Origin of the sequence: Chamaesiphon sp. VAR_48_metabat_135_sub, from assembly GCF_031418915.1 — a bacterium.
Lineage (GTDB): Bacteria > Cyanobacteriota > Cyanobacteriia > Cyanobacteriales > Chamaesiphonaceae > Chamaesiphon.
Genome location: NZ_JANOJV010000056.1, coordinates 1 through 25947, shown reverse-complemented (window position 1 = coordinate 25947; position 25947 = coordinate 1). Strand labels below are relative to the sequence as shown.

Here is a 25947-nt window from a genome sequence, read left to right as displayed (position 1 = left end):
AGGGGGGCTAGGGGGGATTCTTCGGGTTTGTGCTTAACAGAATTGACAACCCAACACCCCAAACCCTTACAAACTAAACACCTCTCGCCCCGATCGATCCACATCGCCCTCATCCCTTACCACCCCTCCCATCATTTCCGAGATCGCCATGCGATCGAGCAAAAATTCCGTCAGATTGTAAATATTCCGCTCACCCAAAAACTGTTCCATCGGCACCCGAATCTCTAAACTAGCTTCGAGTTGACTCCGAAAGATCGTCGCCACCAACGAATCTAACAACGTCGTCAGCACCACTTGAGGATCGAGATCCGCTGGCGAAATTTGGCGTAAATTGGCTAACGATTCCACTAAATAAGGTTCGAGGATGGCATGACGATCGCCCACAGGCACCGCCAACAGTCGTTCTTTAATCCCAATTCCACCACTCGCCACCGGATTACTAGCTAACGGTACGAAACTCTCGATTGACGATCGAATCGTCACCAATTCAGTGCTAGCACTACCCAATGCCACATCGCCCCAGCGCATTACCATCGCCGCCGCCGTCGCTCCCGCACCATTGGCATACACCAGCACCAAATCGTCGGGTCGAATTTTGCCACTAGCCGCTGCATGATAGAGATTGGCAAGGGGAAAAACTGGCCCAATATTGGCGTATGTCGGGTAGAGATCGATTATCCGCTCTCGATCGATTCCCAGTGCTTTGGCGCAAACGTTGGCATACCAAGCCGTCGGCGTATTAAATGCAAAATAATCGATGCGATCAAGACTAATTCCTGCCGCCGCTACCGCTGACTGACAGCACTCGCGGACAGTATCGGCTGCTGTTACTGCTAGGCTACTGACATTCTCACCCGTTCCAGTTTGAATGCGGGGGTTGCCGTGGGAATCGATCGTTAGTTCGTGAGTATATGCGCCGCAAGTCTCGATCGTCGGGACGATCTGCGTACTGAGAATGCCGCGATTTGTTCGATCTGCACCAACCACCATCGCCGCCGCACCATCACCCATCGACCATGAGAGAGTATCCGCATCATTTACCGCTTGAGAGCCAATGTGCGACACCACGATCAAAATCTGGCGATAGGTGCCAGTTTGGATGAAAGCCTGCGCTGTTTGGAGCGCGATTAACGCACTGGCACAAGTAGATTCTAGATTCCACGCCGGACAGCTCAATCCCAATTGCTGGGCGAGATGAGTCGCCAAACCAGGGCCGACATCACTGGGAAACAGGGAAGAGACGATCGCCAGATCCACGTCTGCTGCTGCCAGATTTGCCGCTGTCAGAGCCGATCGAGCCGCCTGACACTCCAGCAGTAGGGATGACTCATCATCCGCTAATACCCGCCGCTGAACGCTGCCTCGGAACGGATCTGCTAAAAAGGGCGTGACTTCTTGCAGCCACAGATCGATTCCACTGGGAATGGGAATTAAGTCTGTAGCTGGAGTGCGCCTGACCTCTCGCTGTCTAGTTTTGACAAATAATTCGGGAAATTTTTCCAGCCAATAATCGTTGGTGCGAATGGTTTGGGGAAAGTTGATGGCAAGCGATCGAATACTAACTGACTGCATGGTAAATATCTATTTTAATTTGTATTTTTGAGTATTATTCTCATTAATTTTAGAAAATATTAGAAGATATTTAAAAAGCTATCTTTAATTAATATCGGTAATAGGTTAAGGATATTTGCTTCACTCTGGTACCGCACAAGGTTTACAATCGTCGCTGATTATCTAGTTCACGAGCGGCTCTCGCCCGCTCTAGTAGTTCCCCGATGGTCACTGAAATCACGAGGAGGTTGTCTTGATGCAGTATGGGCGGACATTAAGCAACATCAGCCGAGACTTTAGTTTCCAAGCAACTCTCGATCTCTAGTCTAGATCGATAAAATTATTATTGAGAATTTATACTAATATCTATATCACGATCTAAAATACAATTGCAAGAGTACAGCGATCGATTATCGATATGTTGTGACATCCTTTTAATCCTCAAGATTTTTGCCGTGCGTATCTTTACAATTCTCTGGAGTGGGCAGATGGCATCTGCGATTGGGACGGAAATGACCCAATTTGCCCTCACGATCTGGATTTGGCAACAGACTCAGACCACAACAGCGATCGCGCTGCTAAGTTTTTTCTTTCTACTCCCCCAAATTGCGATCTCTTTATTGGCAGGGATAATTATCGATCGCTTCAATCGTCAAAAGTTGATGATTTTTAGCGATGTCTGCGTGGGTGCATGTACGATAACGATCGGACTACTATACTCGATCGATCTACTCCAGATCTGGCACCTGTATGGGTTAGCCGTCATCTACGGTTGTTGCGGACAACTCCAAGGGCTGGCTTTTTCCGCATCGATTTCGTCGATCGTGGACAGGAAACACTACAGCCGTGTTAGTAGCATGAGAATGCTAATTATGTACGGCGGGACAATTATCTCCCCCGCTCTAGTCGGTAGTCTGTATCCGACAATCGGACTAATGGGGATCATCGCGATCGATCTGGCAACATTTATCATCGGGATTAGCACCGTGCTAATGGTGCGGATTCCACAAGTCAAAAGTTCGCCAAGCGATCGGGGCGACGGTAAAACCATCTGGCAACAACTATTCTGGGGGATCGACTACATCCGCGCCAGACCGAGCTTAGTCGCCATTACCACCATCTTTTGCCTATTCCTATTTGCCTACCACACCACCGAAACCCTCTACCCGCCGATGATTCTGGCACGGACAGGGAGCAATGCCCAAATCCTCAGTACCGTCGCAATCTCCGCCGGAATCGGCGGTGTAGTCGGCGCAGTAGTATTGAGCATCGTCGGGGGCGTACCGCGCCAAATTCAGGGAATGCTCATCGCCTTTATCGGCGTTGGCTTAGGCTCTGTGGTATTAGGTTTGGGGCAAAACCAAGCAGTGTGGATGGTAGCCCAATTCTTTGCCGCCTGTTGTATCCCACTCGCCTACAGTTCCACCGATGCGATCTGGTATACAAAAGTCGAGCCAGCAGTACAAGGACGAGTATTAGCCGCAGCCCATACGATCGGGTCGATCTTTGGTGCGTTAGCCAGTCTGGTGGCGGGAGTATTAGCCGATCGCATCTTTGAACCACTAATGAATTCAGGTAACTCGATCGCTTCAGCCTTGGCACCGCTATTCGGTACGACTAAAGGATCGGGGATCGCTCTCCTGCTAACGATCTCTGCCATTGCGATGGTATCGATCGGCATCAGCGGCAATGCTTTCCCCAACCTCCGCAATGCTGAAGCCCTATTACCAGACTGCGATCGACCTAATCTAGATAGTGAGATAAACCCGATCGAGTAGATGAATGTTAAAATCGAACAGAGGTAGTCTAGCATCTTTGCACAATTAGACATTCATGATCGATCTTCATACTGAATCAAATTTTCAAAAAGCGATCGAAGCCGCAGAACAGCTATCTGTAGATGAGCGGCTGGTACTTTTGGATGTTTTGCGACAACGGATCGGGCAGACTAAGCGACAAGAATTGGTGTCTGAAGTAGCAGCGGTGCGCGAGGAATATCGAGCTGGAAATGTTCGATTTGGTTCGGTGAGCGATCTGATGTCTGAATTGGACGAGTTATGAAGATTGGGTGGACACCAAGATCGAGCAGAGCTTTTAAACGTCTAGTCAAGCGCAATCCCCAGCTACGAATATTAGTAGAGCAGACGTTGCAACAAATGGGATCGGATATATATCATCCTAGTTTGAAAACGCATAAACTGATGGGCGATTTAGATGATGTTTGGTCTTGTTCGGTCGATTACAGTTACCGAATTTTGTTTGAATTCGCGATCGATCCTGAAACGGATGAAAGGGCAATTTTGCTGTTAAATATTGGTTCTCACGATGAGGTTTATTAGTAGCTGGCGATAAAGCTGGACAAAATCAAAAAAAGTTTTACAAACAACTTATCGATCGAGCAGATCGTAGATATACAGCTCATCTCGATAAATTATGCTGAAACTGTTGGCGGAGCCTTTCGGTAAGATAATCGATTTTTAACATCTATTGATCGCGTTTCGATCGGTATTCATTACTGGCAAATTTAACGATAGACTAATCCAGTAAATTAGCAAACTAGAGCGCGGATATTTTTTTTGCAGATCTGGCTCTATATTTCGCCATTGTCTGGCAACATTAAACTCCATATTGACGTTAGCGTAGCCTACCGTAGGTAATCGCAACTTCTAATAGCGAGTCATCGATCGAGTATGTCTTATCTTCTCTAAGCCAAGTCAGAATCTCTGCCAGATGCCAAATAGGTAGTATAAGCTAGTATAAATATGTCAATATCGATGTGCCCACCATCATAACTCTGTTGCGGAGATTTATCGATAGATGGGTATACTATTATCATAGCTCGATGAAATATTTAATAGTATGACCGCAAGCTCTAACATCAGACTGACGATCGAGTTTAACGATCCTGCGTCAAATCCAGAACGAGAAGACGAACAAGCACAACTTCTCATTAACGACCTTCAAGATAAAGATATCGATTTCATCGATACTGTCAATCGCGTTCCCGATTCTAGCTCATCAGATGAAGCTAAATCTGCTGGCGGGTTTTTGGTAGGGCTATTAATGGCAGAGGTGAAAATCGATAATGCGAAAAAATTATTCGGCTATTTGCGAGATCGATTGGGTGGTAAGACGATCGAGTTGACTGTTGAAGCTAATGGTAAAAAGCTTTCGGTGAAAGCTAGCAGTCGGGAAGAATTGGACTACGCCATTAAAGCTGCTCAAGATTTCATCTCGAAGTAGGCTCAAAGATGACAAAGGTAGCGTTATTGATTGGGGTGAGTGAATATGAATCGGGATTGAGTCCTTTGCCTAGTGCTGTGGCGGATGTCGATGCGCTGTATCGTGTTTTGATCGATCCAGAGCGAGGTAATTTTCTGGCAGAAAATATTAAAGTGCTGAAAAATCCAGATCGACAAGAGATGGAGAATGAAATTTTTTGGTTGTTTAACGCTCGCCAGAAAGACGATTTACTCCTGTTTTATTTCTCTGGACATGGCATCAAAGACGATCGTAATAATAATCTCTATCTCAGCACGCGGATTACTCGATTGGATGGTGCGTCTCTAGTTCATCCTTCGGCAGTAGCTGCTACATATTTACAAGATTCGCTCAAGTTCAGCAGATCCGAACGACAGGTAATTATTCTAGATGCTTGCTATAGCGGTGCTATCGCGCAAGGCATGACAGTCAAAGATGATGGGACAGTGAGACTGGACGACTATTTAGGTGGGAAAGGGAGAGCAATTCTTACTTCATCTACCGCTACTGAAAAGTCTTTTGGTGCTGATTCAACCGAGCATGGAAGTTCGGGATTATCCACTTACACTCGTTATCTAGTCGAAGGCATCGCCACAGGAGCAGCAGATCTAGATGAGGATGACTGGATCTCTGTAGACGAGTTACATGAATATGCCTCCAAAAAGGTGAAGAAAGAATCGCCTGCGATGACTCCTAAATTCTACCCAGTAGAAGAAGGCTTCAAGATCCGACTATCAAAATCACGAGGTGACGGGCCGAAATTAAAGTACGAGCGGGAAGTTCAAAAACGTGCGGAGGAAGGAAATGGCGAATTTTCGATCTTTGTGGAGAGGATGCTCTTAGGAAAACAACAGGAGTGGGGCATCGAGCCAGAGGAAGCTAAAGAAATAGAAGATAGGGTATTGCAGCCCTATCGGGAATATCGACAAAAACTGAGAGAATACGAGCAGACGATTAAGAACGCAGTACAGAATAATTACCCCTTTAGCGATCGAGAACAAGCAGATTTTGATGAATATCAACAACAATTGAAGTTACGAGATGAAGATGTTGCGGAGATTCATCAACGAGTAAAATATATTTCATCAGAGCTATTAATAACACCAGTTAACAATCCCCCCATCGAACAATCCCCTGAATCTCTTACTCCTCGACTGCCTGTTGAACTATTAATAGCTAGAGTTATAAATTTCCAGAGGGATTCTGTTGCTTATGCTTCCTTCACATTGTTAAGATTGTTAGTACCATTATTTTTATTTGTAGTAGAAATACCAAAGAGGAATTATGTTATTGGTGCTGGGATCGCATCATTGTTATTGGTAATAATACAATCAAATAGTAACCAAATAACAGTTAAGCCTAATAGAACAGAAACTCCAGCTTTAAAGCAAATCACTCAGAGTACTGATATTGCAGGTAACTGGGCAGAGCCTTTCATCAAATCTCTGGTAGAAAAGGACATCATCAAAGGTTATCCCGACGGTAGCTTTAAGCCGGATCAGCCTATTACTCGTGCTGAATTTGCTGCTTTATTAAATAGAGCGTTCGATCTCCAACCTCTTAGAGCGGGACGTAAATTCAAAGATATCCCCGAAAAATACTGGGCGGAAGAAGTCATCCAAAAAGCTTATCAAAGTGGGTTTGTTTCTGGTTATCCCAACGGAACCTTTGCACCAAATCAAAATACTTTGCGGATTCAGAGTCTAGTCTCTTTAGCCAATGGTACCAAAATAGAACCTTCTAGTACGCTAGATCTTAACAATGTATTTTATGATGCAGCTCAAGTGCCTAGCTATGGTCAAAATGCTTTGGTAGCAGCAACTCAACGATGCATGGCGGTAAGTGCAGAGTACAATAGCAGTCAACTCCCAGGTGGTAATTTTGGGCCAAATACTGTTGCAACTCGTTCCGATGTCGCTGCTTATGTTCACCAAACATTAGTGGCTGCTGGCAAGCTGACTGCGTTAGACAAATATAGTTCTGGAAACAAGTACATCGCATCCTGTCCTCAAGGTGTTTACACTACGAGTATTTCTAGTAATAATACAAATAATGTACCTGTGGCAAAATCACAACTTTATCCTGAGCCATAGAGCCGTAGCTCACCTTACTGATTTTACTCATCTAAACTCTCATTCATTGATATTTGGACTTCAGTTCAAGTGCCGCACAAAAGCTATTAAGACTATTTAATAAAGCATTGTAGTAATAATAAGCATCATCACGATCGATCTGAAGATGATTATACAAAGCCAGTTCTGGTTCTGATACTAGAGACACCTGCGGAATATCCAAACCCGCTGCGGTTAAACGGATGGATGCGATCGAGATTAATAGCGACCCGATCGTATTATTTCTGCCGTGGTAAAGATCTTCTAGTCCAGGTAAGATTAACTCCGATCCTGGCAATTCATTTAGTTCCATTATTTATCTCTCTCTAATGTACTTTCACAACGATCGATAAATCGATATCCACTGTAGAACTACGCCACCCAATCAGTAGAGCACTAGCACCACCTGTAAAATAGATACAGCCTGAACCACGAGCTTCTCTACCCAATGCTTTCATGAGTTGTTCAATCTTCTGAGGATCGACATTTGAGCGCATAATTTTACAATCGAGCCGGATTTCTCGCACAAATTCAAAGGTAACGGTACCTTTGCCCAAATCTATCTTACCGATATATCGGTTCAATTTATCGGAAGTGGGTCAGGACAGGTTTGAATGAATTAGTATCAACCTGCCCCTACGGATTTTTAGCTGTCAACTGATTTCAACACCAAATTCGTCAACATCGTATTCATCTTATTCACCGACTCCACATACTCATGTTCCGGTACAGATTCAGCCACAATCCCCGCGCCAGCATTGAAATGAATCGTGTCACCGTACTGATAAGCCGATCGAATGGCGATCGCCAAATCCGCCGTACCGCGACTATCGATCCAACCAATCCCACCCGCATATAGCCCTCGTGGTTCTGTTTCCAAGCGATCGATCCACTCCAATGCGGCTTGTTTATTAATTCCCGAAACCGTAATCCCAGGGAATAACACCTTCAACGCATCCCAAAGTGTCTTATCGGGTTGCAGTTCGCCACCCACGCGAGATGAAAGATGTTGAACGCAGCGGTATTGCTTGACTTCCATAAAATCCAACACCCGCACGGTTTCCGGTACACAAAGTGCAGCTATTTCATCTTGAGCCAGCCAGATCGAAAGTGCGTGTTCCTTCACTTCCTTCGCATCGGTAAATAACTCGCGACTTAACTGCTCGTCTCGCTCCAGATTTTCAGAACGGGGGCGAGTTCCGGCGAGGGGATTGGTAATCGCAAATCGATCGGCATCGACAGTCATCAAAATCTCAGGACTGAAACCCACCGCACTGACATCATCGAACTGGAAACAATAAGATCGCGCTGAATTATTACTCTCAGTACCCAGACGATAGGTACCCAAAAGATCCATCTGTCCCTTAACTTTGACCGATCGAGCGATAATCGCTTTATGCAAATGTCCGGCTTGAATCGCCTCTACCATTTCGCTCACTTTAGCTTGATAATGTTCGCGATCGGCAAAATCTAGCGTCGGCGGTGTAGCGGTATAACTCCGCAACGGGCGATCGATCGCCAGAGCTTCGATAATTTTAGTCAGAGATTTGACGCTCTTAATCCGAATCCCTTTATCGGTAATCTGGAGTTCGGTTTCAGGAATCGAAAAATACAACAAAGGTTGCTCGATCGCTTTACTATAACTCGAATAAAACCGCGCCATATCGAAACCCACGTAACCATATGCTGTCCAATTCTCGATCGGTAATGATGCCAGCATTTGTTCTACCTGCTGGAGCGGATCGCCAACAATCGATCGTGATTCGATTTCTCCTAAATAATCTAAAGTTACAGTGTCAGTACTCACCGCAATACTAGCTAAGGTATTCCCCGCAATTCGCGTCTGTCCATCGCCCTCGTACAGCATATAACTGGAAAATAAACCGATATCTAACAGATTTTGTAATAAAGATTGCGGATCTTTGGTTTCTGGAACGAACAATTCATGGTAAACGAGTGGCTGAGTGTCAGTGGAAAACATAAGTATTTATTTAGTGGATAGTGGATAGTGGATAGTGGTTATTCGAGCTAACGACTGGAAACCGCGCGGTTAGAAACCGATGCGGCTGGAAACCGCAACGCTAAATTTTCAACAATGCTTGACGATGTACCTTGCCCGTCGGCGTGCGCGGTAGCGCGTCCAAAAACTGGATACTTTTGGGAACTTTAAATGGGGGCAACTGTGCTTTAACCGCTTGACGAATACTGCGTTCTAGCTCGATCGAGGGTGTAAAGTCAGCTTTGAGACTGACATAGGCAATTACCTGAGTCAAATCTTCATCACTCGGTACCACCGCCGCATCTAACACGCTTTGATGCTGGAGCAAAATATCCTCGACTTCAAACGGAGAAACCCACATCCCATTGACCTTAAAAAAGTCATCATTGCGTCCCATGAACCGAAAATAACCATCGGCATCACGCACATATTTATCCCCCGTCCGCATCGTCGTCCCATATAGAGCCGATCGCGTTGCAGATAGACGGTTCCAGTAGCCCAGCATCAGACTCTCGCCCGATACTTCTAAGGCTCCAATTTCACCATCTGGGGCGGTTAATCCGCGCTCGTCTACCACGCGCACGTCATAACCAGCCACTGGACGACCGGAAGTGCCCGGACGACATTCCCCTGGTCGATTAGAGAGAAATATATGCAATAACTCCGTCGTCCCGATGCCTTCGCAAATCTCTAACCCATACATTTCTCGCCACTTGAGCCAGATTGTCGGGGGTAGTTGTTCGGCGGCGGAGAGGCACAATCGTAATGAAGTTGGATCGAGGGGGGCAATCTCATGTACGGATAAAATGCCAGCATAGATACCTGGAATGCCAAATAACACCGTCGGTCGGTAAGTTTGAACATCGGCAATGATATCAAAGGCATTCGCCGCATCGGAGAGAATGGCAGCCGCACCTACCGACATCGGCATATACAATGTATTCCCCAATCCATAGGCAAAGGGCATTTTGGCAACAGAATAGATGATGTCATCTGCCTGTAAGCCGACCAATTCTTTGCCATAATTTTCGGCACAAACTACCATGCTCTGATGCAGATGGATCGCGCCTTTCGGTCGTCCGGTACTGCCAGAGGTATACAGCCAAAATGCGGGTTCCTCTAGATCGGTTTGCACCCAATCGACTGATTCATCCTGTTGGTTTAGTAGAGAAATTAACGATCGATCGCCATCAATTTGCAAGATGTGTTGCAAGCATGGCGACTCAATCTTGCCCAACCGCTCCAACCACGCTCGATCTGTTACCAGCATTTGAGCGCGACAGTCTTGGAGAATATACCGCACGTCTTCTAACGTACAAGCCGTATTAATCGGGACTGGTATAACTCCCAACCAAATCGCACCCCAAAATGCGAACACGAACTCTGGCGTATCCGGTAATAAAATCGCAATCCGCCGTTCTCGCTCTACCCCCAATTCAGCAAATAATTTAGCCATCCGCCGCACCCAACTATGCACCTGTGCATAAGTGTAAGTGTCATCGCGGTAGTAAATAGCAACGCGATCGCACCGATCTGAGGCTAAATTAGCTTCGAGAAAATGAGCCGCGACGTTAAAGATATTGGGCAAGCTAGTAGATATAGTTTTCATCTTAAAATTTCTGGCGATCGAGAACTAAATTGGCGGTCTAGAATTACGCAGATCGAGCGGGTAGCGGTGCTGCTACCATCTGACAAATTTCAGCCAAAGTGAGATCTTGCCGCGTTCCTAGCTTCAGATCGAGGTCGAGTTGGCGTTTCAATTCGAGGGAAAGTTTAACTGTCTCGACCGAATCTAGCCCCAGATGTGCATGGATGAGGGTGTCTTCCCCGATCGTGTCTTCAGGAATGCCCAAACCGACCAAAATCGCTTTGAGCGTAGCCATTACCATTAAATTGTTCGTTCGATTTCCCGTCATGGCGCGTGATTAGTTTAAATTTTGGATTGTAAATTATGGCTGTGGATTAGTATTGACTCTAAATCTCACTAAGTACGGTAATGTAATCTGACGATCGGACTGCCAATATTCTGGCATTACTCGTTGGCGTAGCCGCGCTCGCTGTAGGTAATCGGGGGATAAGACAAGGGAAGCGGGGAAATGAGAAATCGTGTCTTGGAGCGGTAACGCCAATATTTTTCGAGATCGAATTGTCTATTACTATCTCAATTATTGATAATTATTTTTGATAACTAGAAAGAGTCTAGTACATTATCTTTACTTTTGGCAAGTAGATTCGATCGCCTAATTCAGCAGTTATCCTGGTAAAACGACTCATACAAGTAGCAGTAATTAGCTGTTTGTCTTGCTTTCCGTCCAAATACGCACCTGATTCACCTTTTGTCATGATGCTAGATCTGTGCTTTCGATCGGCGGTTGTCTCAAGTATCCAACCCTATCTCTAGCAAATAGGCGAGGGATATTTGCATATAATTCTCATAACTTTTCGATCGTGCTGGAGAGCGAATACTTGTGTACCGTGGCAAAATGTGAGTGTATTTTTCGCGTAAATAATTGTATCTATAATCACTACCCATGTGAGAATTAACACAAAGAAAAATATTATAGATGACAAGAGTTAAATATATCCATGATTAAATACCTTCTCGCCATCCTCGCCACCACAGCTCTATTTTTACTCCCAACTATTGCCCGCGCTCAAACATACCAACCATCAAACCGCACTCCAGTAGCTGATAATAGTCAAATTCGCACTCAAGTATCTGGTGCTAATAATAACTTTAAGATTGAGGGTGGATTGCAGCGGGGGCAAAATTTATTTCATAGTTTTACAGATTTCTCCGTACCGACGAATGGTTCGGCAAACTTTACCAATCCGACTGGAAATCAATCGATTATTACTCGTGTCACGGGTAATTTATTTTCGGATATTAATGGATTAGTCAAGACTAATGGTGCGAACTTTTTACTGATAAATCCCAGTGGGGTGGTATTTGGTTCGGGTGTTAAATTGGATGTGGGCAAGTCATTTGTCACGAGTACGGCGAATGGCATAAATTTAGTCGATGGGAGTGGGAGAACGATTGTGTTTGGCACTAATCCCAATGGCGATGCACCGTTATTAACCATTAACCCCAATGTCTCGTTTAATGTCTCCAGTTTAATCGTCGGCGGCGGGAATGGACAGGTTAAGAATTTTGGGACGCTGCAAACTAATAACGATAGTCAATATATCGGCTTAATTGGTGGGAATGTAAGTTTGAATGGTGGGAAGATTTTTGCTCCAGGTGGGAGAGTAGATATCGGCGGACTAAATACGAATGGTACGATGAGTGTCAATGGTGATGGTTTAGTATTTAATAGTCTTGGGTTAACGAGAAGTGATGTGTCGATCGCCAATAACTCAAGTATCAGTGTTAGAGCAAAGCAAACCCTAAACCCAGTCGATCCGGTTTTCTTTTCAACTGCGATATCTCCAGGTAGTAGCATTAATATCAGCGCGAATAGGATCGATCTAACTAACTCTGGCAATCGATTTCTGGGTGATAAGAATAATCCTATCAATCAGGATCTAGGTGGTTTAGATGCTGGTTTAGATGTTAATTCAGGCGTTAAAACTGGAAAAATCGGGAATATTAAGCTCGATGCTACTGGAGATATTAAAATCCAACGAGCGGCAATGTTTAATCTCGTCAGATCGGGTGCCCAAGGCATTGGTGGTGGGATTAAAATTACGGGAAATAATATCACCGTCACAGATCGATCAGAGATATCAACTAATCTATCCGAAAACGCCGTCGGACGCGGTGGCGACATTGAGATTAACGCACTGGGAAATTTTAACCTCACCGAACCAAACTACCCAGATGTTCTAAAACTTGGCGGTGATGCTCAATCGGTCATCGCCGCAAGTACTTACGGACGTGGGAATTCAGGCAAAGTTAAGATCGCAGCTTCAGGTAGTTTAGTAGTCAGTGATAGCAATACGATCGCTAGTACGATCGAGTCAACTGGAGCGGGTGATAGTGAGGGTATTGAAATTAATGCTAGCTCATTTTCATTACTCAATGGCAGTCAAATCTTGAGTTTTGCGAATCCTAGTGAAACGGGGCAAAAGGGAAATGCCGGAAATATCGATATTATAACTACCGGAGATATCATCATTTCTGGCAGCAAAGATCGCTCGGTCTTAACTAATATTGAGGACAGAACAAACCCCTTATCTAAAATAGCCAACAGTACTTTTAGAGAAGGTAATGCTGGCAAAATTACTCTAGTTGCCCCTGGTAAATTATCGATTGTTAATCGGGGCGCAATTCGGAGTCGAATCGAAGAAAACGGGTCAGGAAATAGTGGGGGAATTAAAATTAATGTCGGGGAAATGCTACTTTCTAATCTCAGTGAAATTAGTAGCTCTGTAGGAACAGATCAAGAAGCTATTGGCAATGCGAAGGGAAACGCTGGCGATATTAATATTAAAGCGATCGGGAATATCACCATTAATGAAGATCGAATTGTGAAAGACTTGGAGGAAAATAATGACGCGGCTTCACTCATTGCCAGTAATGTAAATGGAACTGGAAATGGTGGAAAAGTCGAGATCGAAACTCTAGGTAAAGTATCAATAGGCAACCGTGCTGTAATCGCCAGTACCGTCGAGGCAGGACTGGGTAATGGTGGGGAAATTAAAATTAATGCAGGGGAATTAGAAGTATTCAACCAAGCTCAGATCTTAGCTGTTGCAGCAGATCCTGCCGATGACAGACCGGGAAATGCCGGAAATATCAATATTAAAACGATAGGCAATATTACCATCGCTGGTAATATTAATCCTGCCTTCGTGAAAGAAAATAGCAATTCTTTTATAACTAAAATAGCCAGCAGTAGCTTCCGCAATGGCAATGCTGGCAAAATTACGATCGATGCTGGCGGAAATGTATCATTGCTCAATAAAGGGGGCATTGTTACCGAATGTAAGGACGGTTGTAAATCACAAACAATCGGAAATAGTGCTGGCAGTATCAAGATTAAGAGTAGGCAACTAAATCTCGATCGAGGTGATATTTCTTTAGCAGCAAATGATAATGGCGGGAATATTACCATCGCTACTCAGGATGCGGTCTTAATGCGACGTAATAGTAGTATTTCTACAAATTCCAGAGGAGGCGGCGATGGGGGTAATATTACCATTGATTCAAAACTTGTCATCGCCGCCCCCAAAGAAAACAATGATATTACCGCCAACGCCATTAAAGGTCAGGGTGGTAATGTCAACATCAAGGCTCAAGGTGTATTTGAAATCCAATTCCGTTCCCAGCAAAATGATAATACCAACGATATCACTGCCAGTTCTGAGTTTGGACGGAGTGGGAATGTCGAGATCGAGACTCTAGGTACAGATCCAGGCAAAAATAAGGGCGAACTTGTGGCTGCGCCCAACGATGCGAGTAACCAAATTTCTCAAGCCTGTGGTGCTAGTCAACGAGATAACAAATTCTATATTACTGGGCGCGGTGGACTACCGCCAAATGCTAGCGAACCCCAAGAGAGTGATGCTTTGTGGTCAGATGCGCGGGCGGTGAAGGCGACACCAGCTACGACGGCAGATCTACCACGGAAATACCCGCCACCAGCGATCGGGTGGGTATTGGAACAGAATGGACGAGTGCGATTAATTGCCGCTCAGACAGAGTTAGGATCGACGGAAACCAGGGTTGTTTGTCCGAATCGCTAGATTTTTCCCGTACTGGGGTGAGGGCTGAGAAGGCTTTCCCGCAGTCGATGAATAAAATTTATCGGTCAATCGTATAAGTTAGTAGTAACCAACGTCGATCGATCGAATCGATCGATGTCCACACTTTTAAACCTCGACAGTACAACCAAAATTTAGATTTGTTCGATCGAGGCCAGCAGTAGCACGATCGAAACAGAAACAACATAACTATTCCCCAAAATGTCAATATTTTGAAGGGATCAAATTGTGCATCAAAAATATTCAACTACATTTTTTTACAGATGAACAAACTAGTAGTCCAACCTCCAAACAAAACTAATTTTTATCTAAGTTTTGCGATCTTATCGATCGGTATAGCTGCTGGAAGTCATACCGCGATCGCCAAAACCGTTGGTACAGATAATCAGTATCTAGGAACTCAATTATCGATCGGTAGTAAAAACTTGAATATGTCCGATCTCCTTATCGCTGGCGGCGAACACCATCGTAGTGACGAAGATCGTCGAGATCGCCGTGAAGATCGCCGAGATCGCCGTGAAGATTGCCATAAAGGTGAGCACCATCAAAGTGGGAAGAAACCAGACATATCTGAGCGAAAACAACACATGATGATGTTAAAGATGCCCAATCTCCGGATAGAAGGCGGCGACAGAGAGGCAGCGAAAGATTAGCAAGCACAAAGACTCTGAAGATATTTGTCCTTTAACATAATTTACCGTGATGCAAACTAATTTCTATTTAGTTCTTCTGACTTTAGTTGGTTCGATCGTCAGCAGCCAAACTACAATCGCCCAGACCGATCGACTCTCTAATCGGGTGTCGATCGCTGATAATACACCAGGAGATCGAGACTCGATCGGTAGCAAAAACTTTAGTATGTCCGATCGCCTGATCGCTGGCGGCGAACACCATCGTGGTGACGAAGATCGTCGAGATCGACGCGAAGATCGCCGTGAAGATCGCCGAGAAGGTGAGCACCACAAAGGTGGGCACCGTGAAGATGAGAAGAAATCTGAAAAATCTAAGCAAAAGATAGTCAACATGATAAAGATGCCCAATCGTCGTATAGAGAGCGAGTGATTCAAAACCTAGATCGGAAACTATCCTGAAGTACTAGCAAAGAAGGGTCGATCGATGCTTAGTTTCCCTAGAACTAGGCGGCGCAAGTTACGGGACTATTCTCGAAACCCGAATCCCGAATAGTAGCTTTATTTCCGCCGCTTAGTAATAGGCATCCAAAATAAACTTATATAAAAATAATATTTACAATGATGCAAACTAATTTCTTCGGAATTATGCACTCACAAACTAATATACAATTACAGTATTGGTTTGGAGATTTTAATTTTCCGCCACCCTCTACCACACACCCCACACCCAGCTTCAAACCACGTAAGTCCTATCTCTATTTAATTCTGCTGATTTTAGTCAATCTCATCATCAATATTCAAACTACTGTCGCCCAAACATATCGATCTTCCAATCGAATTCCTGTCCCCGATAATACGCTAGGAACTAAAGTTTCAGGTGTAAATAATAACTTTAATATCACTGGTGGATTAAGTAAGGGACAGACTTTATTTCATAGTTTTAGCGATTTTTCTGTGCCGACAAATGGACAAGCTAATTTTTATCGTCCAGCGGGAAATCGGGATATTATTGCCCGCGTAACAGGGGGATTATTTTCAGATATTGATGGGCTGATAAATACTAATGGGGCGAATTTCTTCTTGATTAATCCTCAAGGAGTGATATTTGGCCCCAATGCGCGGTTAAATGTGGGCAAAGCGTTTATCGCGAGTACTGCTGATGGGATAGATTTAGTTGATGCTGGGGGAAAAACCTATAATTTTGGGGTGAGTGGTGCGGGAGATGCGCCGTTAATTAAGGTTAATGCTAATGTTTTATTCAACCCAAATAAATTAATTATGGGTGGGAATATTTCGGGAACTGTAGGAATCGTCAACTATGGAACTTTAAAAACTAAGAATGACAATCAATACATCGGATTAATTGGTGGAAATGTGACGCTAGATGGGCGATATGGTGGGGGGAAGATTGTTGCACCTGGAGGACGAGTAGATTTAGGTGGGGTAAATTCAGCAGGGACAATTACCATCGACGATCGAGGTTTGGTTGGGAGTAATGGTGTGAAATTTGGTGATGTATCTCTAATTAATGGAGGACAGGTAACTGTACGAGCCGATCGAACATTAGGCACTGTTAATACCTTTTTTAATAATGTTACGGCTCCTGGCAGCAGCATTAATATTAGTGCTAATAATCTCAAGCTTACTAACGATCGATCGACAAATAATAAAGATTCATCTAGTTTAGATGCAGGTTTAGCTATTAATTCAGGTATTAAAACAGCAACTGGTGGCAGTATTAATATTAACAGCACGGGTAACATTACTCTAGACAATGCCGCCCATATTAAAAATACAATTTCATCGCAATCTGGCGGCAAAATTGGCGATATTAAGATCGTCGCCAATTCTGTCGCTCTAAATAATGGCAGTAAGATATCAACACGTAGTAATGGCACTGGCAATGCTGGTAATATTGATATCCAAACCGCAGGTAATCTAACTATCTCTGGTACAGACAATCCCAATCTGTTAACAGGTAATGATAGCAAGGCATTATCACAAATAAGTGCAGTTACAAATGGAAAAGGTAATTCGGGAAAGATCTCCATTAAGGCTGGTGGGGATGTGAAAATAACCAATCTAGGCGGAATTTTTGCTGGAGTTGAGTTTAAGGGAATTGGCTATAGTAAAGGTATCGAGATCGCCGCTAGAAATTTGAGCTTAACCAATACTAGTCAGATCGCCGCAGGTAGTTCTGGACAAGGCAATGCGGGAAATATCGATATTACAACATCAGGTAATCTAACTATTTCTGGCACTGATAATCCTAAATATTTAACAAACGACAATCAATATCCACTATCAAATATATCAACCCAGAAGATTGATGATACAGGTGATACAGGGAAAATCACAATTAAGGCTGGCGGCGATATATCTATAAATAATCGAGGCGCACTCTTTGCCGGTAAAAATGACACGGGGACAGGAGATAGTAAAGGGATTGAAATTCATGCTAACAATTTCAGCTTGACCAACTTTAGCCATCTCTATGCTAGTAATAATGGTGTTGGAAAAGGCGGCAACATTGACATTACAACTATAGGAAACATAATTGTATCTGGGACTGATAATCTCAACTTTGTACCAAAGCAAAATGATGATGCTGTATCGACAATAGAGACTAACACTGATGGTAAAGGTGATACAGGGAAAATCACAATTAATGCTGGCGGAGATTTTTCTGTAAAAAATTTAGGCGGTATTTATGCTGCTATACTACCAGGTGGAAGAGGAGATAGTAAAGGAATTGATATCACAGCCAGAAACTTAAAATTAGAAAATTATGGCTTTATTCAAACAGTTAATGATGGTGGTAAAGGGGATACTGGCGATATCAATATCAAAACAAAAGGCACTATAGATATTGTGAATTTGAGTCGAATATCTAGCCGAAACAAGGGGAGCGGCAAGGCAAACGATATTTCGATTACTGCCAATCGAATCAATCTGGACAAAGGAGAAATTTCTACTAATAGCAATACAGATAGTGGTGGCAATATCTCCCTGAATTTAACCGATTTACTACTACTGAGAAATGACAGTAAGATTTCCACTAATTCTGAAAGTTTAGACAAAAGAAGTAATGGTGGAAATATCACTATTAATAGTCCCCTAATCGTTGCCTTACCAGGCAATAATGACATCACGGCTAATGCATATAATGGCACGGGTGGTAAGGTTAACATCACCAGTAAAGGACTATTTGGCATCCAATATCGTCCCAACGGACAGGATTCATTTTTTACTAACGATATTACCGCCAGTTCAAAATTTGGATCGAATGGCATCGTCAACATCAACACCCCAGGTACAGATCCAGCGAAGGATAAAGGCGAACTCCCCGAAGCGCCCAACGATGTTAGTAAGCAAATCTCCCAAGCCTGTGGAGCCAGTCAACGGGATAATAAATTCTATATTACTGGGCGCGGTGGATTGCCACCGAATGCGCTCGAACCCCAAGAGAGTGACGCTCTGTGGGAAGATGCTCGTGCAGTTCAGGCTAAACCAGCTACCATTGCCAATCTAGCACCGAAATACTCACCACCAGCTATTGGTTGGGAATTTGAACAGAATGGACGAGTGCGATTAATCGCTGCTCAGACAGGGGTAGGCGCGACGGGAACCAGAGTTGTTTGTCCGAATCGGTGACTTTCCCCTCTCCAACATCGATCGATGTCCACACTTTTAAACCTCGACAGCGCAACAAAAATTTAGATTTTGTCGATCGAAGCCAGCAGTAGCACGATCGAAACTGAAACAACATTAACTATCTCCCACAAGGTCGATCGAATTGAAACTATTACCAGAGCGCAAGTTACGTTACTATTTCGTACTCTAAATCTCGAATCTCATCTGAATAGTCTCTTTCTTTACCCCCAACAATACTAGTTGATTTGGCTTAGATCGAGCGAATAATCGCAATTTAATGTAGGCAATTGTATCTGAAATTACGGCGATCGAGGCGATCGCATGACAAAAAACCATGATACATATAATAATTGAAGGGAGCGATCGAGGCGATCGGCTCGCTTATTTGACTGAATCGAAAACACTAATTGCAAATTCAACATATTTTGCCAAATTTGATGTTTTATTATCCGATCGCTAAATAAAAGTTAAATGATGCCTCAAAAATATTCGACGAATTTTTTTACAAAGATGAATGAATTAATAGCCCAACCTGGACAAAAAACTAAGTTTTATCTAAGTTTTGTGACTTTGCTGGTTGGTGTAGTGGCTGGTAGTCATACGGCGATCGCCCAAACTGGCGCAGACACTCAGAGCCAGCATCGTTCATTCGATCGAATACTGGTATCCCATCAGCATCTAAGTAATCAAGGTAGTAAACATTTGAATATACCCAAGGGCTTTATCGCTGGCGGCGAACGCCCGGACGATCTCGACGAACGCAATGACAAACGCAATGGCAAACACCGTGACGGTAAGACTACTGGTGGCGGCCAACACCATCAAGGTGTACTACCAATGCCTAAGCCTAAAATAGATGACGGCAGTGGAGATCGGATTCAACACATAATCATGCCAAACCCTCGCATAGATACTGGCGAAAGGAAGAATCCATCCATAACGGCACCGAAACATTAGCAAATACAAAAGCTCTGAAGATATTTGTCCCACAACATAATTTACCGTGATGCAAACTAATCTCTATTTAGTTTTTCTGACTTTAGTCAGTCTCATCATCAGTAGCCAAACTACTATTGCCCAAACATATCAACCATCTAATCGGTCTCCTGTCGTCGATCCTACCCTGGGAACACAAGTATCTGCTGGAAATAATAACTTTAATATCACAGGTGGGTTAAATAAGGGACAGACGTTGTTTCATAGTTTTAGAGATTTTTCTATACCGACGAATGGACAAGCTAATTTTTCCCGTCCAGTGGGAAATCGAGATATTATTACTCGCGTGACTGGCGGAGTATTTTCAGATATTAATGGGCTGGTAAATACGAATGGGGCAAATTTCTTCCTAATTAACCCTCAAGGGGTAGTATTTGGAACCAATGCTCGGTTGAATGTGGGGAAAGCCTTTTTCGCGACTACTGCCAATGGCATAGATTTAGTCGATGGTGGGGGTAAAAGCTACAACTTCGGGGTGAATGGGGCGGGAGATGCCGCGTTATTAACGGTTAATCCTAATGTTTTATTCAACCCCAATAAATTAATTATGGGTGGGAGCGATTCTGGGAGTAGAGGGATCGTAAACTATGGAACTTTGCAAACTAGTAAGGAAAGTCACATCAGCTTCATTGGTGGAAATGTTACGTTGGACGGGAGCGATGGCGGTGGTAAGATTGTTGCACCTGGAGGAAAAATAGATCTCGGCGGTGTAAATTCCGCAGGGACAGTGACGATCGATAATGGGGGATTAGTATTTGGTAATGGTTTAACATTTAGTGATGTATCTCTAGTGAATGGAGCGGAGACAAATGTTAATAATGATAGCGGCAATGCTGGTAATATCGATATCCAAGCTAGAAATTTAAGCCTAACCAACGCTAGTCGCATTTTGGCAGCTAATAATGGCACTGGAAATGCTGGTAATGTCGATATTAAAACCACAGGTAATATAACTATTTCTGGCACTAACGATCCCAACCTTTTGACGGGCGATCCCGATAATAGCAATTCATTATCAAACATATTTGTTAGTACAAGTGGACAAGGCGATCCTGGTCAGATCTCCATTGATGCTGGTGGGGATTTGACGATAACAAATCGGGGTGGGCTTTTAGCTAATATTAATCCAAAAGGCAACGGCAACGGTAATAGTCAAGGTATCGATATCAAAGCTGCAAATATAAGCCTAACAAATATCAGCAGTATCCAGGCGGCTGCTTATGGACAAGGTAATGGTGGCAGTATCAAGATTAATACCACAGGTAATCTAACTATCTCTGGTACTGATAATCCTAAGTTAATAACATATGAACAGAGAGACCCACTATCAACGATATTAACCCAGACTGATGGGAAAGGTGATGCAGGAAAAATAGCAATCGAGGCCAAAGGCAATGTATCTATAAATAATCGAGGCACAATTTTTGCAGGGATAAATAATACAGGACAAGGAAATAGTAACGGGATTGAAATTCGAGCCAATAATTTCAGCTTAACCAATTTTAGTAATATCTACACAGCTAATAATGGTACGGGAAATAGCGGCAATATTGACATCAAAACTAAAGGCAATATAATTATATCTGGAACTGAGAAGATTGATTTTGCAACAAAGAATGATGATGATGCAGTATCGGTAATCGATAATAATAACAATGGAAAAGGTGATACTGGAAAAATTATTATTGATGCTGGTGGAGATTTGTCGATAAAAAATCTCGGCGGAATTTTTGCTATTATTACAAAAGACGGAATAGGAAATAGTAAAGGTATCGAGATCGCCGCCAGGAATGTAAAATTGCAGAATCGTGGATTTGTAGCAGCAAATAATGACGGTGGCAAAGGTGATACAGGCGATATCAAAATTCAAACGACAGGCGTTGTCGATGTGCTGGATGCGAGTAGAATATCTAGCAAAAGTATTGGGGTAGGAAAGGTCAACACTATTTCGATTAATGCTAATCGAATCAACCTAAATAAAGGGGAAATTTCTACCAATGGTGGCACAGTTAGTGGTGGCGATCTCTTCCTGACTTTGAACGATTTACTACTGCTGATAAATGACAGCAAGATTTCGACTAATTCTGAGAGTTTAGACAGAAAAAGTAGTGGTGGAAATATCACGATCGGGAGTCCCCTAATTGTTGCCTTACCAGGCAATAATGACATCACTGCTAATGCATATAATGGCACGGGTGGTAAGGTTAATATCACCAGTCAAGGACTATTTGGCATCCAATATCGTCCCAAAGGACAGGATTCACCGTTTACTAATGATATTACGGCTAGCTCCACCTTCGGACAGAGTGGAACCGTCAACATCAACACCCCAGGTACAGATCCTGGTAAAGATATCGGCGAACTTGTGGCTGCGCCCAATGATGCGAGCAACCAAATTTCCCAAGCCTGTGGAGCCAGTCAGCGGGATAACAAATTGTATATTACTGGGCGCGGTGGACTGCCACCGAATGCCAGCGAGCCTTTGGAGAGTGAAGCTCTATGGGAAGATGCTCGCGCAGTTCAGGCTAAATTAATTACTACAAATACACCGCAGCGATATGCACCGCCAGCCATTGGTTGGGTATTGGAACAGAATGGACGAGTGCGATTGATTGCCGCCCAGACAGGGGTAGGAGCGACGGGAACCAGGGTTATTTGTCCAAATCGTTAGGATTAGGGGCAATTCATGGAGTGGTGACTGAATAAAATTAACTAACTAATCGTAGATGTGAGTAGCCACCAATTTAAGCTTACTTGTTGGCGTTGATTTGCAAGCTATTTAAGCCGATCGATCCACAATCATTTTTTAGTTTCGATCGATAAGTATAGATAGTGGCAACAACTACTAAACCAAGAATATAGGTGAATATTTGATATGCTATCTACCACTAAATTAACTAAATCGATTGTAATTTTTAGCTCGATCGCGTCCTCAGTGCTAGCATCAACTTTACTACCGATCTCTAAATCCGCTGCCGAATCAGCCCAACCAATTCAATGGAGTGATAGTCCTAACCACTTGAGATTAGAAAACCAGATCGATCGGGAATTTACGTTTATATGCCCCGAGAACGGTTCGATTGCGGAGGTTACTGGAACCGATCTATATGCCACCAGTTCCTCTATTTGTACTGCTGCTGCTCATGCAGGAGTAATTAAAGTAGCAACAGGTGGATTTGTCAAGATTAGAATCAAGCCCGAAGCAGATGTTTATGAGGGCAGTACTCAGAATGGAATTGAAACTAGTGAGAATGGACCTCCAGTCTACAATAGCAGTTTTATCGTTCTCGATGCCAACGGTCGATCGATCCCCTCCCAGAGTGCGGTAAAAATTAATCCAGATAACGGCTTTTAGTCAATTATTCTAATCGCAGTTCAGACAATATTCGGGACATTTATTCCCAGACATTACCCAATACGCTTTTTGTTAAACCAATATTTGTTCTAGCTTTAGTCCGCGTAGGCGGACTTTGCAATACTAGCGGCAACTTCAGTCGCTGAGTAACAACAAGCGTATTGAGACATCACCTTAGCTAATTCGTTTGAGGGAGATCGGAATTGTTTTTTGACCTGTGGGTAGCGGGACTCTCAGGATAATCGTATCTCGATCGAGACACTTGTATGGTAATTTTACTGGAGGTGAATCTCGATCGCCAAACAACATAAACAATCGATCTCCAGTCAGTTTTAGACTAGTACCCAAGTTAAGTTTAGTATTTGTCCGCTGATAATTCTGGGAATTGAATGTTAAAGTACTATCGGTATTTACCTGGAATCTAGCGGTGCTATTACCCGCTAAACTCAAGCTAACTTTATCAATTTTTGCTCCAGTTTCTTTTGATTTTAGTGTGTATTTTTGCTCTAGATCGACTGCTTCAAATACGGCATTACCATCTTTGTTAATGGTGAGTTTCGCATATCCGAGCATCTGAGGATCGGCAATTGTGGCTTGAGTAAAATTTTGGATCGTTGGTAGCCAATATCCACTGAGATCGCTAATTTGCCAAGTCCCCACATAACAGTATGGTTCCCCCATCGGTGGGGGTGGAATATCTACGGTGGGAGCTGGAGGCGGCTTGGGAAGGGGGAGATCTGCCGACAGCTTGGGCTTGCTCATCGAAGTTTTCGCGCCGTCGATAGCGACGGGGCGGAGGGCAATCCGCGATTTAGATTTGCGGCCAGGTTTTCCGGTGACCGTAATATTATACTGCTGACCGCGATCGGGATTGGTCGTCGTCAAGCAGAGTTGCGATACCTCACTAACAGCGGGAAAGCTAAACCTAGAGTCGGTGGGAACAGCTCTATCCGCTTGCTGCTTGTTGCTCACATCATTGTGAAAAAATCGCAATCCTTTGGTTTTGTCATAGACGGCAAATTTCAGAATCCCCACTCCAGCAGTTTTGACTCTGAGTGTAATGCGGGTGTCTGGTTCGACGGATAATCCATAACAGACTTCGCCTTGGGGATTGCTAGGAGATCGGGTTAATAAGCCTGTATATTGTTGACCCAAAGTCATCGGTAAGATCGAGGAGGCATCTCTAGCTACCGCAACAAAGGGGAAAATCAGTGTGAGCAGCGGTAAAATCCGCAGGATTGAGAACTTAGACATATGGTAGATTAACACCCGTTAGCGGAGCTTCTGGCGCAGAGAATGAGCATCGATGACGATCTTGATGGTTGACAGACAAGCGAGTCGATTCTGCACGGGGAAGGCTACCCCAACGATTGCTGTAAATAGTCGTATAACTACATACTTCCCAATCTAGGATCTAAATTAACTACTATGTGGCTAAATCCGATCGAGACTCAGCTCCGTACTATATGTAGATATACGCTCATTGAGAGTGACATCGACTGCTGGTGGCAATATTTTAGTACAAATATATAAATCATGTTAAGTGCGAGCTGGTACAAAATTATTGGGTTAGCTACCTTGCAAGGGGCAATTTCACTGACATGGTTAATTTATAATATTTACCTACCAAAACTGTTAGTTAGTTATGGATTTAGTCCAGGATTAGCAGTCTTATTGTTAATTGTCGAAAATGCAATTGCAGTAATTTTAGAACCTTTATTTGGGAGTTTATCAGATCGAGCATATCGGTGGTTGGCGACCAAATTTGGAATTATTTCCTTGGGCGTAATTTTGACTTCGGCAATCTCGATCTCGATTCCAGCAATTGTCATTTTTGGCGATTTATCTGGTGCAGTCAAATGGATTATTCCCGGCATATTAATTGCCTGGGCAATGGCAATGACTGTATTTCGGACACCTGCAATTTCATTAGTTGGTAGATATGCCTTTGCGAGCGAATTACCAATTGCCATGAGTTTTCTGACTCTAGCTGGTGGATTTATTGCCGCCTTAAAGCCGATAGTTCAAGATTTTATCCTCGCGATCGGTCCTGCATTTGCATTTGCGGCTTCCTCGATCGTGTTATTGGCAGCGACTGGGCTATTACGCTATTTCGATCCAGGGATGAATGATGATTTACCAGTTACAAAACGTCAGCCGATTCCTTTTGCAAACATTGGTTTATTAATTGGAATGGGATGGGGTCTTGCTTGGGGTTCGCGCGCACTATTTGAAACTCTTCCCAAGATTATTAAGATAAATCTGCCCCAATTCGATCCCACTTTCTTGATGGTAATTATATCATTAGCAATTGCTGTTTCTGCTCTACCTGCTGGTATGTTTGCGGTTAAATATGGCAATCAACGGGCGATGCTAATTGGAATTGTGGCTACTTTAATCGGATTGTTAAGTATGGTTTTCTTACCATCAGCGATCGCCACCACGATCGCGATCGTCCTATTTATCTGCTGCTTTAGTTGGGCGACAAACGGGGCGATTCCTTTAGCCATAAATCTCTTTCCTGCCGATCGCATGGGATTAGCTGTTGGACTCTATTTTAGTGGGGTTACGGCGGGCTTAAGTTCGTTTAGTTCGCTGTTTAATCCGATCGCTAATTTAACACCATTACTAGGTGCTGTCTGTGGATCGATCGGCTTAATTGTTACGGGAGGATGTGTT

22 protein-coding genes are annotated in these 25947 nt (G+C 43.6%); 15 read left to right on the top strand and 7 right to left on the bottom strand.

All coding sequences use genetic code 11. The annotated features are described in order from the left end of the window. Window positions 1–66: 66 nt before the first annotated feature. The gene (locus RMO55_RS04310) at window positions 67–1572 is read right to left on the bottom strand and encodes a 3-oxoacyl-[acyl-carrier-protein] synthase III C-terminal domain-containing protein (protein ID WP_310424061.1); all 1506 of its coding nucleotides are present in this window, start codon (window positions 1570–1572) and stop codon (window positions 67–69) included. 434 nt (window positions 1573–2006) lie between these two features. On the opposite strand from RMO55_RS04310, the gene RMO55_RS04305 reads away from it, so the two are divergent. The 5 genes from RMO55_RS04305 to RMO55_RS04285 all read left to right on the top strand — a co-directional run bounded on the left by RMO55_RS04305 (window position 2007) and on the right by RMO55_RS04285 (window position 6905). Then, a complete protein-coding gene (locus tag RMO55_RS04305) occupies window positions 2007–3329 on the top strand; it encodes an MFS transporter (protein ID WP_310424058.1) in 1323 nt (440 codons plus the stop codon). Between the two features lie 55 nt (window positions 3330–3384). Beyond that, complete coding sequence (locus RMO55_RS04300) at window positions 3385–3612, top strand: hypothetical protein (RefSeq protein ID WP_310424053.1); 228 nt, start codon at window positions 3385–3387, stop codon at window positions 3610–3612. After that, window positions 3609–3890 (top strand): type II toxin-antitoxin system mRNA interferase toxin, RelE/StbE family, encoded by a 282-nt coding sequence (locus RMO55_RS04295; protein WP_310424049.1) that lies wholly within the window; start codon window positions 3609–3611, stop codon window positions 3888–3890. The genes RMO55_RS04300 and RMO55_RS04295 overlap by 4 nt, the downstream gene beginning before the upstream one ends. Before the next feature lie 520 nt (window positions 3891–4410). Next, window positions 4411–4794, top strand: coding sequence for a hypothetical protein (locus tag RMO55_RS04290; RefSeq protein WP_310424046.1), 384 nt, complete (start codon window positions 4411–4413; stop codon window positions 4792–4794). Window positions 4795–4802: 8 nt separating this feature from the next. Further along, window positions 4803–6905: a caspase, EACC1-associated type gene (locus RMO55_RS04285; RefSeq protein ID WP_310424042.1), complete on the top strand. Its 2103-nt coding sequence runs from the start codon at window positions 4803–4805 to the stop codon at window positions 6903–6905. 43 nt (window positions 6906–6948) lie between these two features. Here the strand turns inward: RMO55_RS04285 and RMO55_RS04280 are convergent, their stop codons facing one another. The 5 genes from RMO55_RS04280 to RMO55_RS04260 all read right to left on the bottom strand — a co-directional run bounded on the left by RMO55_RS04280 (window position 6949) and on the right by RMO55_RS04260 (window position 10838). Next, window positions 6949–7236, bottom strand: coding sequence for a hypothetical protein (locus RMO55_RS04280; protein WP_310424039.1), 288 nt, complete (start codon window positions 7234–7236; stop codon window positions 6949–6951). A gap of 13 nt (window positions 7237–7249) precedes the next feature. Continuing rightward, on the bottom strand, window positions 7250–7507 hold the full coding sequence (locus RMO55_RS04275) for a hypothetical protein (RefSeq protein ID WP_310424036.1): 258 nt from the start codon (window positions 7505–7507) through the stop codon (window positions 7250–7252). 62 nt (window positions 7508–7569) lie between these two features. Then, window positions 7570–8904 (bottom strand): salicylate synthase, encoded by a 1335-nt coding sequence (locus RMO55_RS04270; RefSeq protein ID WP_310424033.1) that lies wholly within the window; start codon window positions 8902–8904, stop codon window positions 7570–7572. Between the two features lie 100 nt (window positions 8905–9004). Then, a complete protein-coding gene (locus tag RMO55_RS04265; protein ID WP_310424031.1) occupies window positions 9005–10531 on the bottom strand; it encodes a benzoate-CoA ligase family protein in 1527 nt (508 codons plus the stop codon). A gap of 43 nt (window positions 10532–10574) precedes the next feature. After that, window positions 10575–10838 carry a phosphopantetheine-binding protein gene (locus tag RMO55_RS04260; RefSeq protein ID WP_310424028.1) on the bottom strand — a complete coding sequence of 88 codons (264 nt, stop codon included), beginning with the start codon at window positions 10836–10838 and terminating at the stop codon, window positions 10575–10577. Between the two features lie 670 nt (window positions 10839–11508). Between RMO55_RS04260 and RMO55_RS04255 the strand changes: the two genes are divergently transcribed. The 9 genes from RMO55_RS04255 to RMO55_RS04215 all read left to right on the top strand — a co-directional run bounded on the left by RMO55_RS04255 (window position 11509) and on the right by RMO55_RS04215 (window position 23268). Further along, complete coding sequence (locus tag RMO55_RS04255; RefSeq protein WP_310424026.1) at window positions 11509–14613, top strand: filamentous hemagglutinin N-terminal domain-containing protein; 3105 nt, start codon at window positions 11509–11511, stop codon at window positions 14611–14613. Window positions 14614–14894: 281 nt separating this feature from the next. Then, window positions 14895–15284 (top strand): hypothetical protein, encoded by a 390-nt coding sequence (locus tag RMO55_RS04250; RefSeq protein WP_310424023.1) that lies wholly within the window; start codon window positions 14895–14897, stop codon window positions 15282–15284. 49 nt (window positions 15285–15333) lie between these two features. Further along, window positions 15334–15693 carry a hypothetical protein gene (locus RMO55_RS04245; protein WP_310424020.1) on the top strand — a complete coding sequence of 120 codons (360 nt, stop codon included), beginning with the start codon at window positions 15334–15336 and terminating at the stop codon, window positions 15691–15693. Window positions 15694–15908: 215 nt separating this feature from the next. After that, window positions 15909–18917: an S-layer family protein gene (locus RMO55_RS04240; protein WP_310424017.1), complete on the top strand. Its 3009-nt coding sequence runs from the start codon at window positions 15909–15911 to the stop codon at window positions 18915–18917. Between the two features lie 69 nt (window positions 18918–18986). Continuing rightward, window positions 18987–19157 carry a hypothetical protein gene (locus RMO55_RS04235; RefSeq protein WP_310424014.1) on the top strand — a complete coding sequence of 57 codons (171 nt, stop codon included), beginning with the start codon at window positions 18987–18989 and terminating at the stop codon, window positions 19155–19157. 94 nt (window positions 19158–19251) lie between these two features. Next, window positions 19252–19377 carry a hypothetical protein gene (locus RMO55_RS04230; protein ID WP_310424011.1) on the top strand — a complete coding sequence of 42 codons (126 nt, stop codon included), beginning with the start codon at window positions 19252–19254 and terminating at the stop codon, window positions 19375–19377. Window positions 19378–19427: 50 nt separating this feature from the next. Next, window positions 19428–19874 carry a hypothetical protein gene (locus RMO55_RS04225; RefSeq protein ID WP_310424008.1) on the top strand — a complete coding sequence of 149 codons (447 nt, stop codon included), beginning with the start codon at window positions 19428–19430 and terminating at the stop codon, window positions 19872–19874. A 49-nt stretch (window positions 19875–19923) separates the two neighbouring features. Next, window positions 19924–22584, top strand: a complete 2661-nt coding sequence (locus RMO55_RS04220) for an S-layer family protein (protein ID WP_310424003.1) — start codon at window positions 19924–19926, stop codon at window positions 22582–22584. Between the two features lie 204 nt (window positions 22585–22788). After that, window positions 22789–23268, top strand: coding sequence for an LCCL domain-containing protein (locus RMO55_RS04215; protein WP_310424000.1), 480 nt, complete (start codon window positions 22789–22791; stop codon window positions 23266–23268). A gap of 174 nt (window positions 23269–23442) precedes the next feature. Here the strand turns inward: RMO55_RS04215 and RMO55_RS04210 are convergent, their stop codons facing one another. Then, entirely contained in the window at window positions 23443–24522 is a 1080-nt protein-coding gene (locus RMO55_RS04210) for a hypothetical protein (RefSeq protein ID WP_310423997.1), read from the bottom strand. A 282-nt stretch (window positions 24523–24804) separates the two neighbouring features. Between RMO55_RS04210 and RMO55_RS04205 the strand changes: the two genes are divergently transcribed. Next, window positions 24805–25947, top strand: a 1143-nt coding sequence (locus RMO55_RS04205; protein ID WP_310423994.1) for an MFS transporter, incomplete at its 3' end; no start/stop codon positions are given.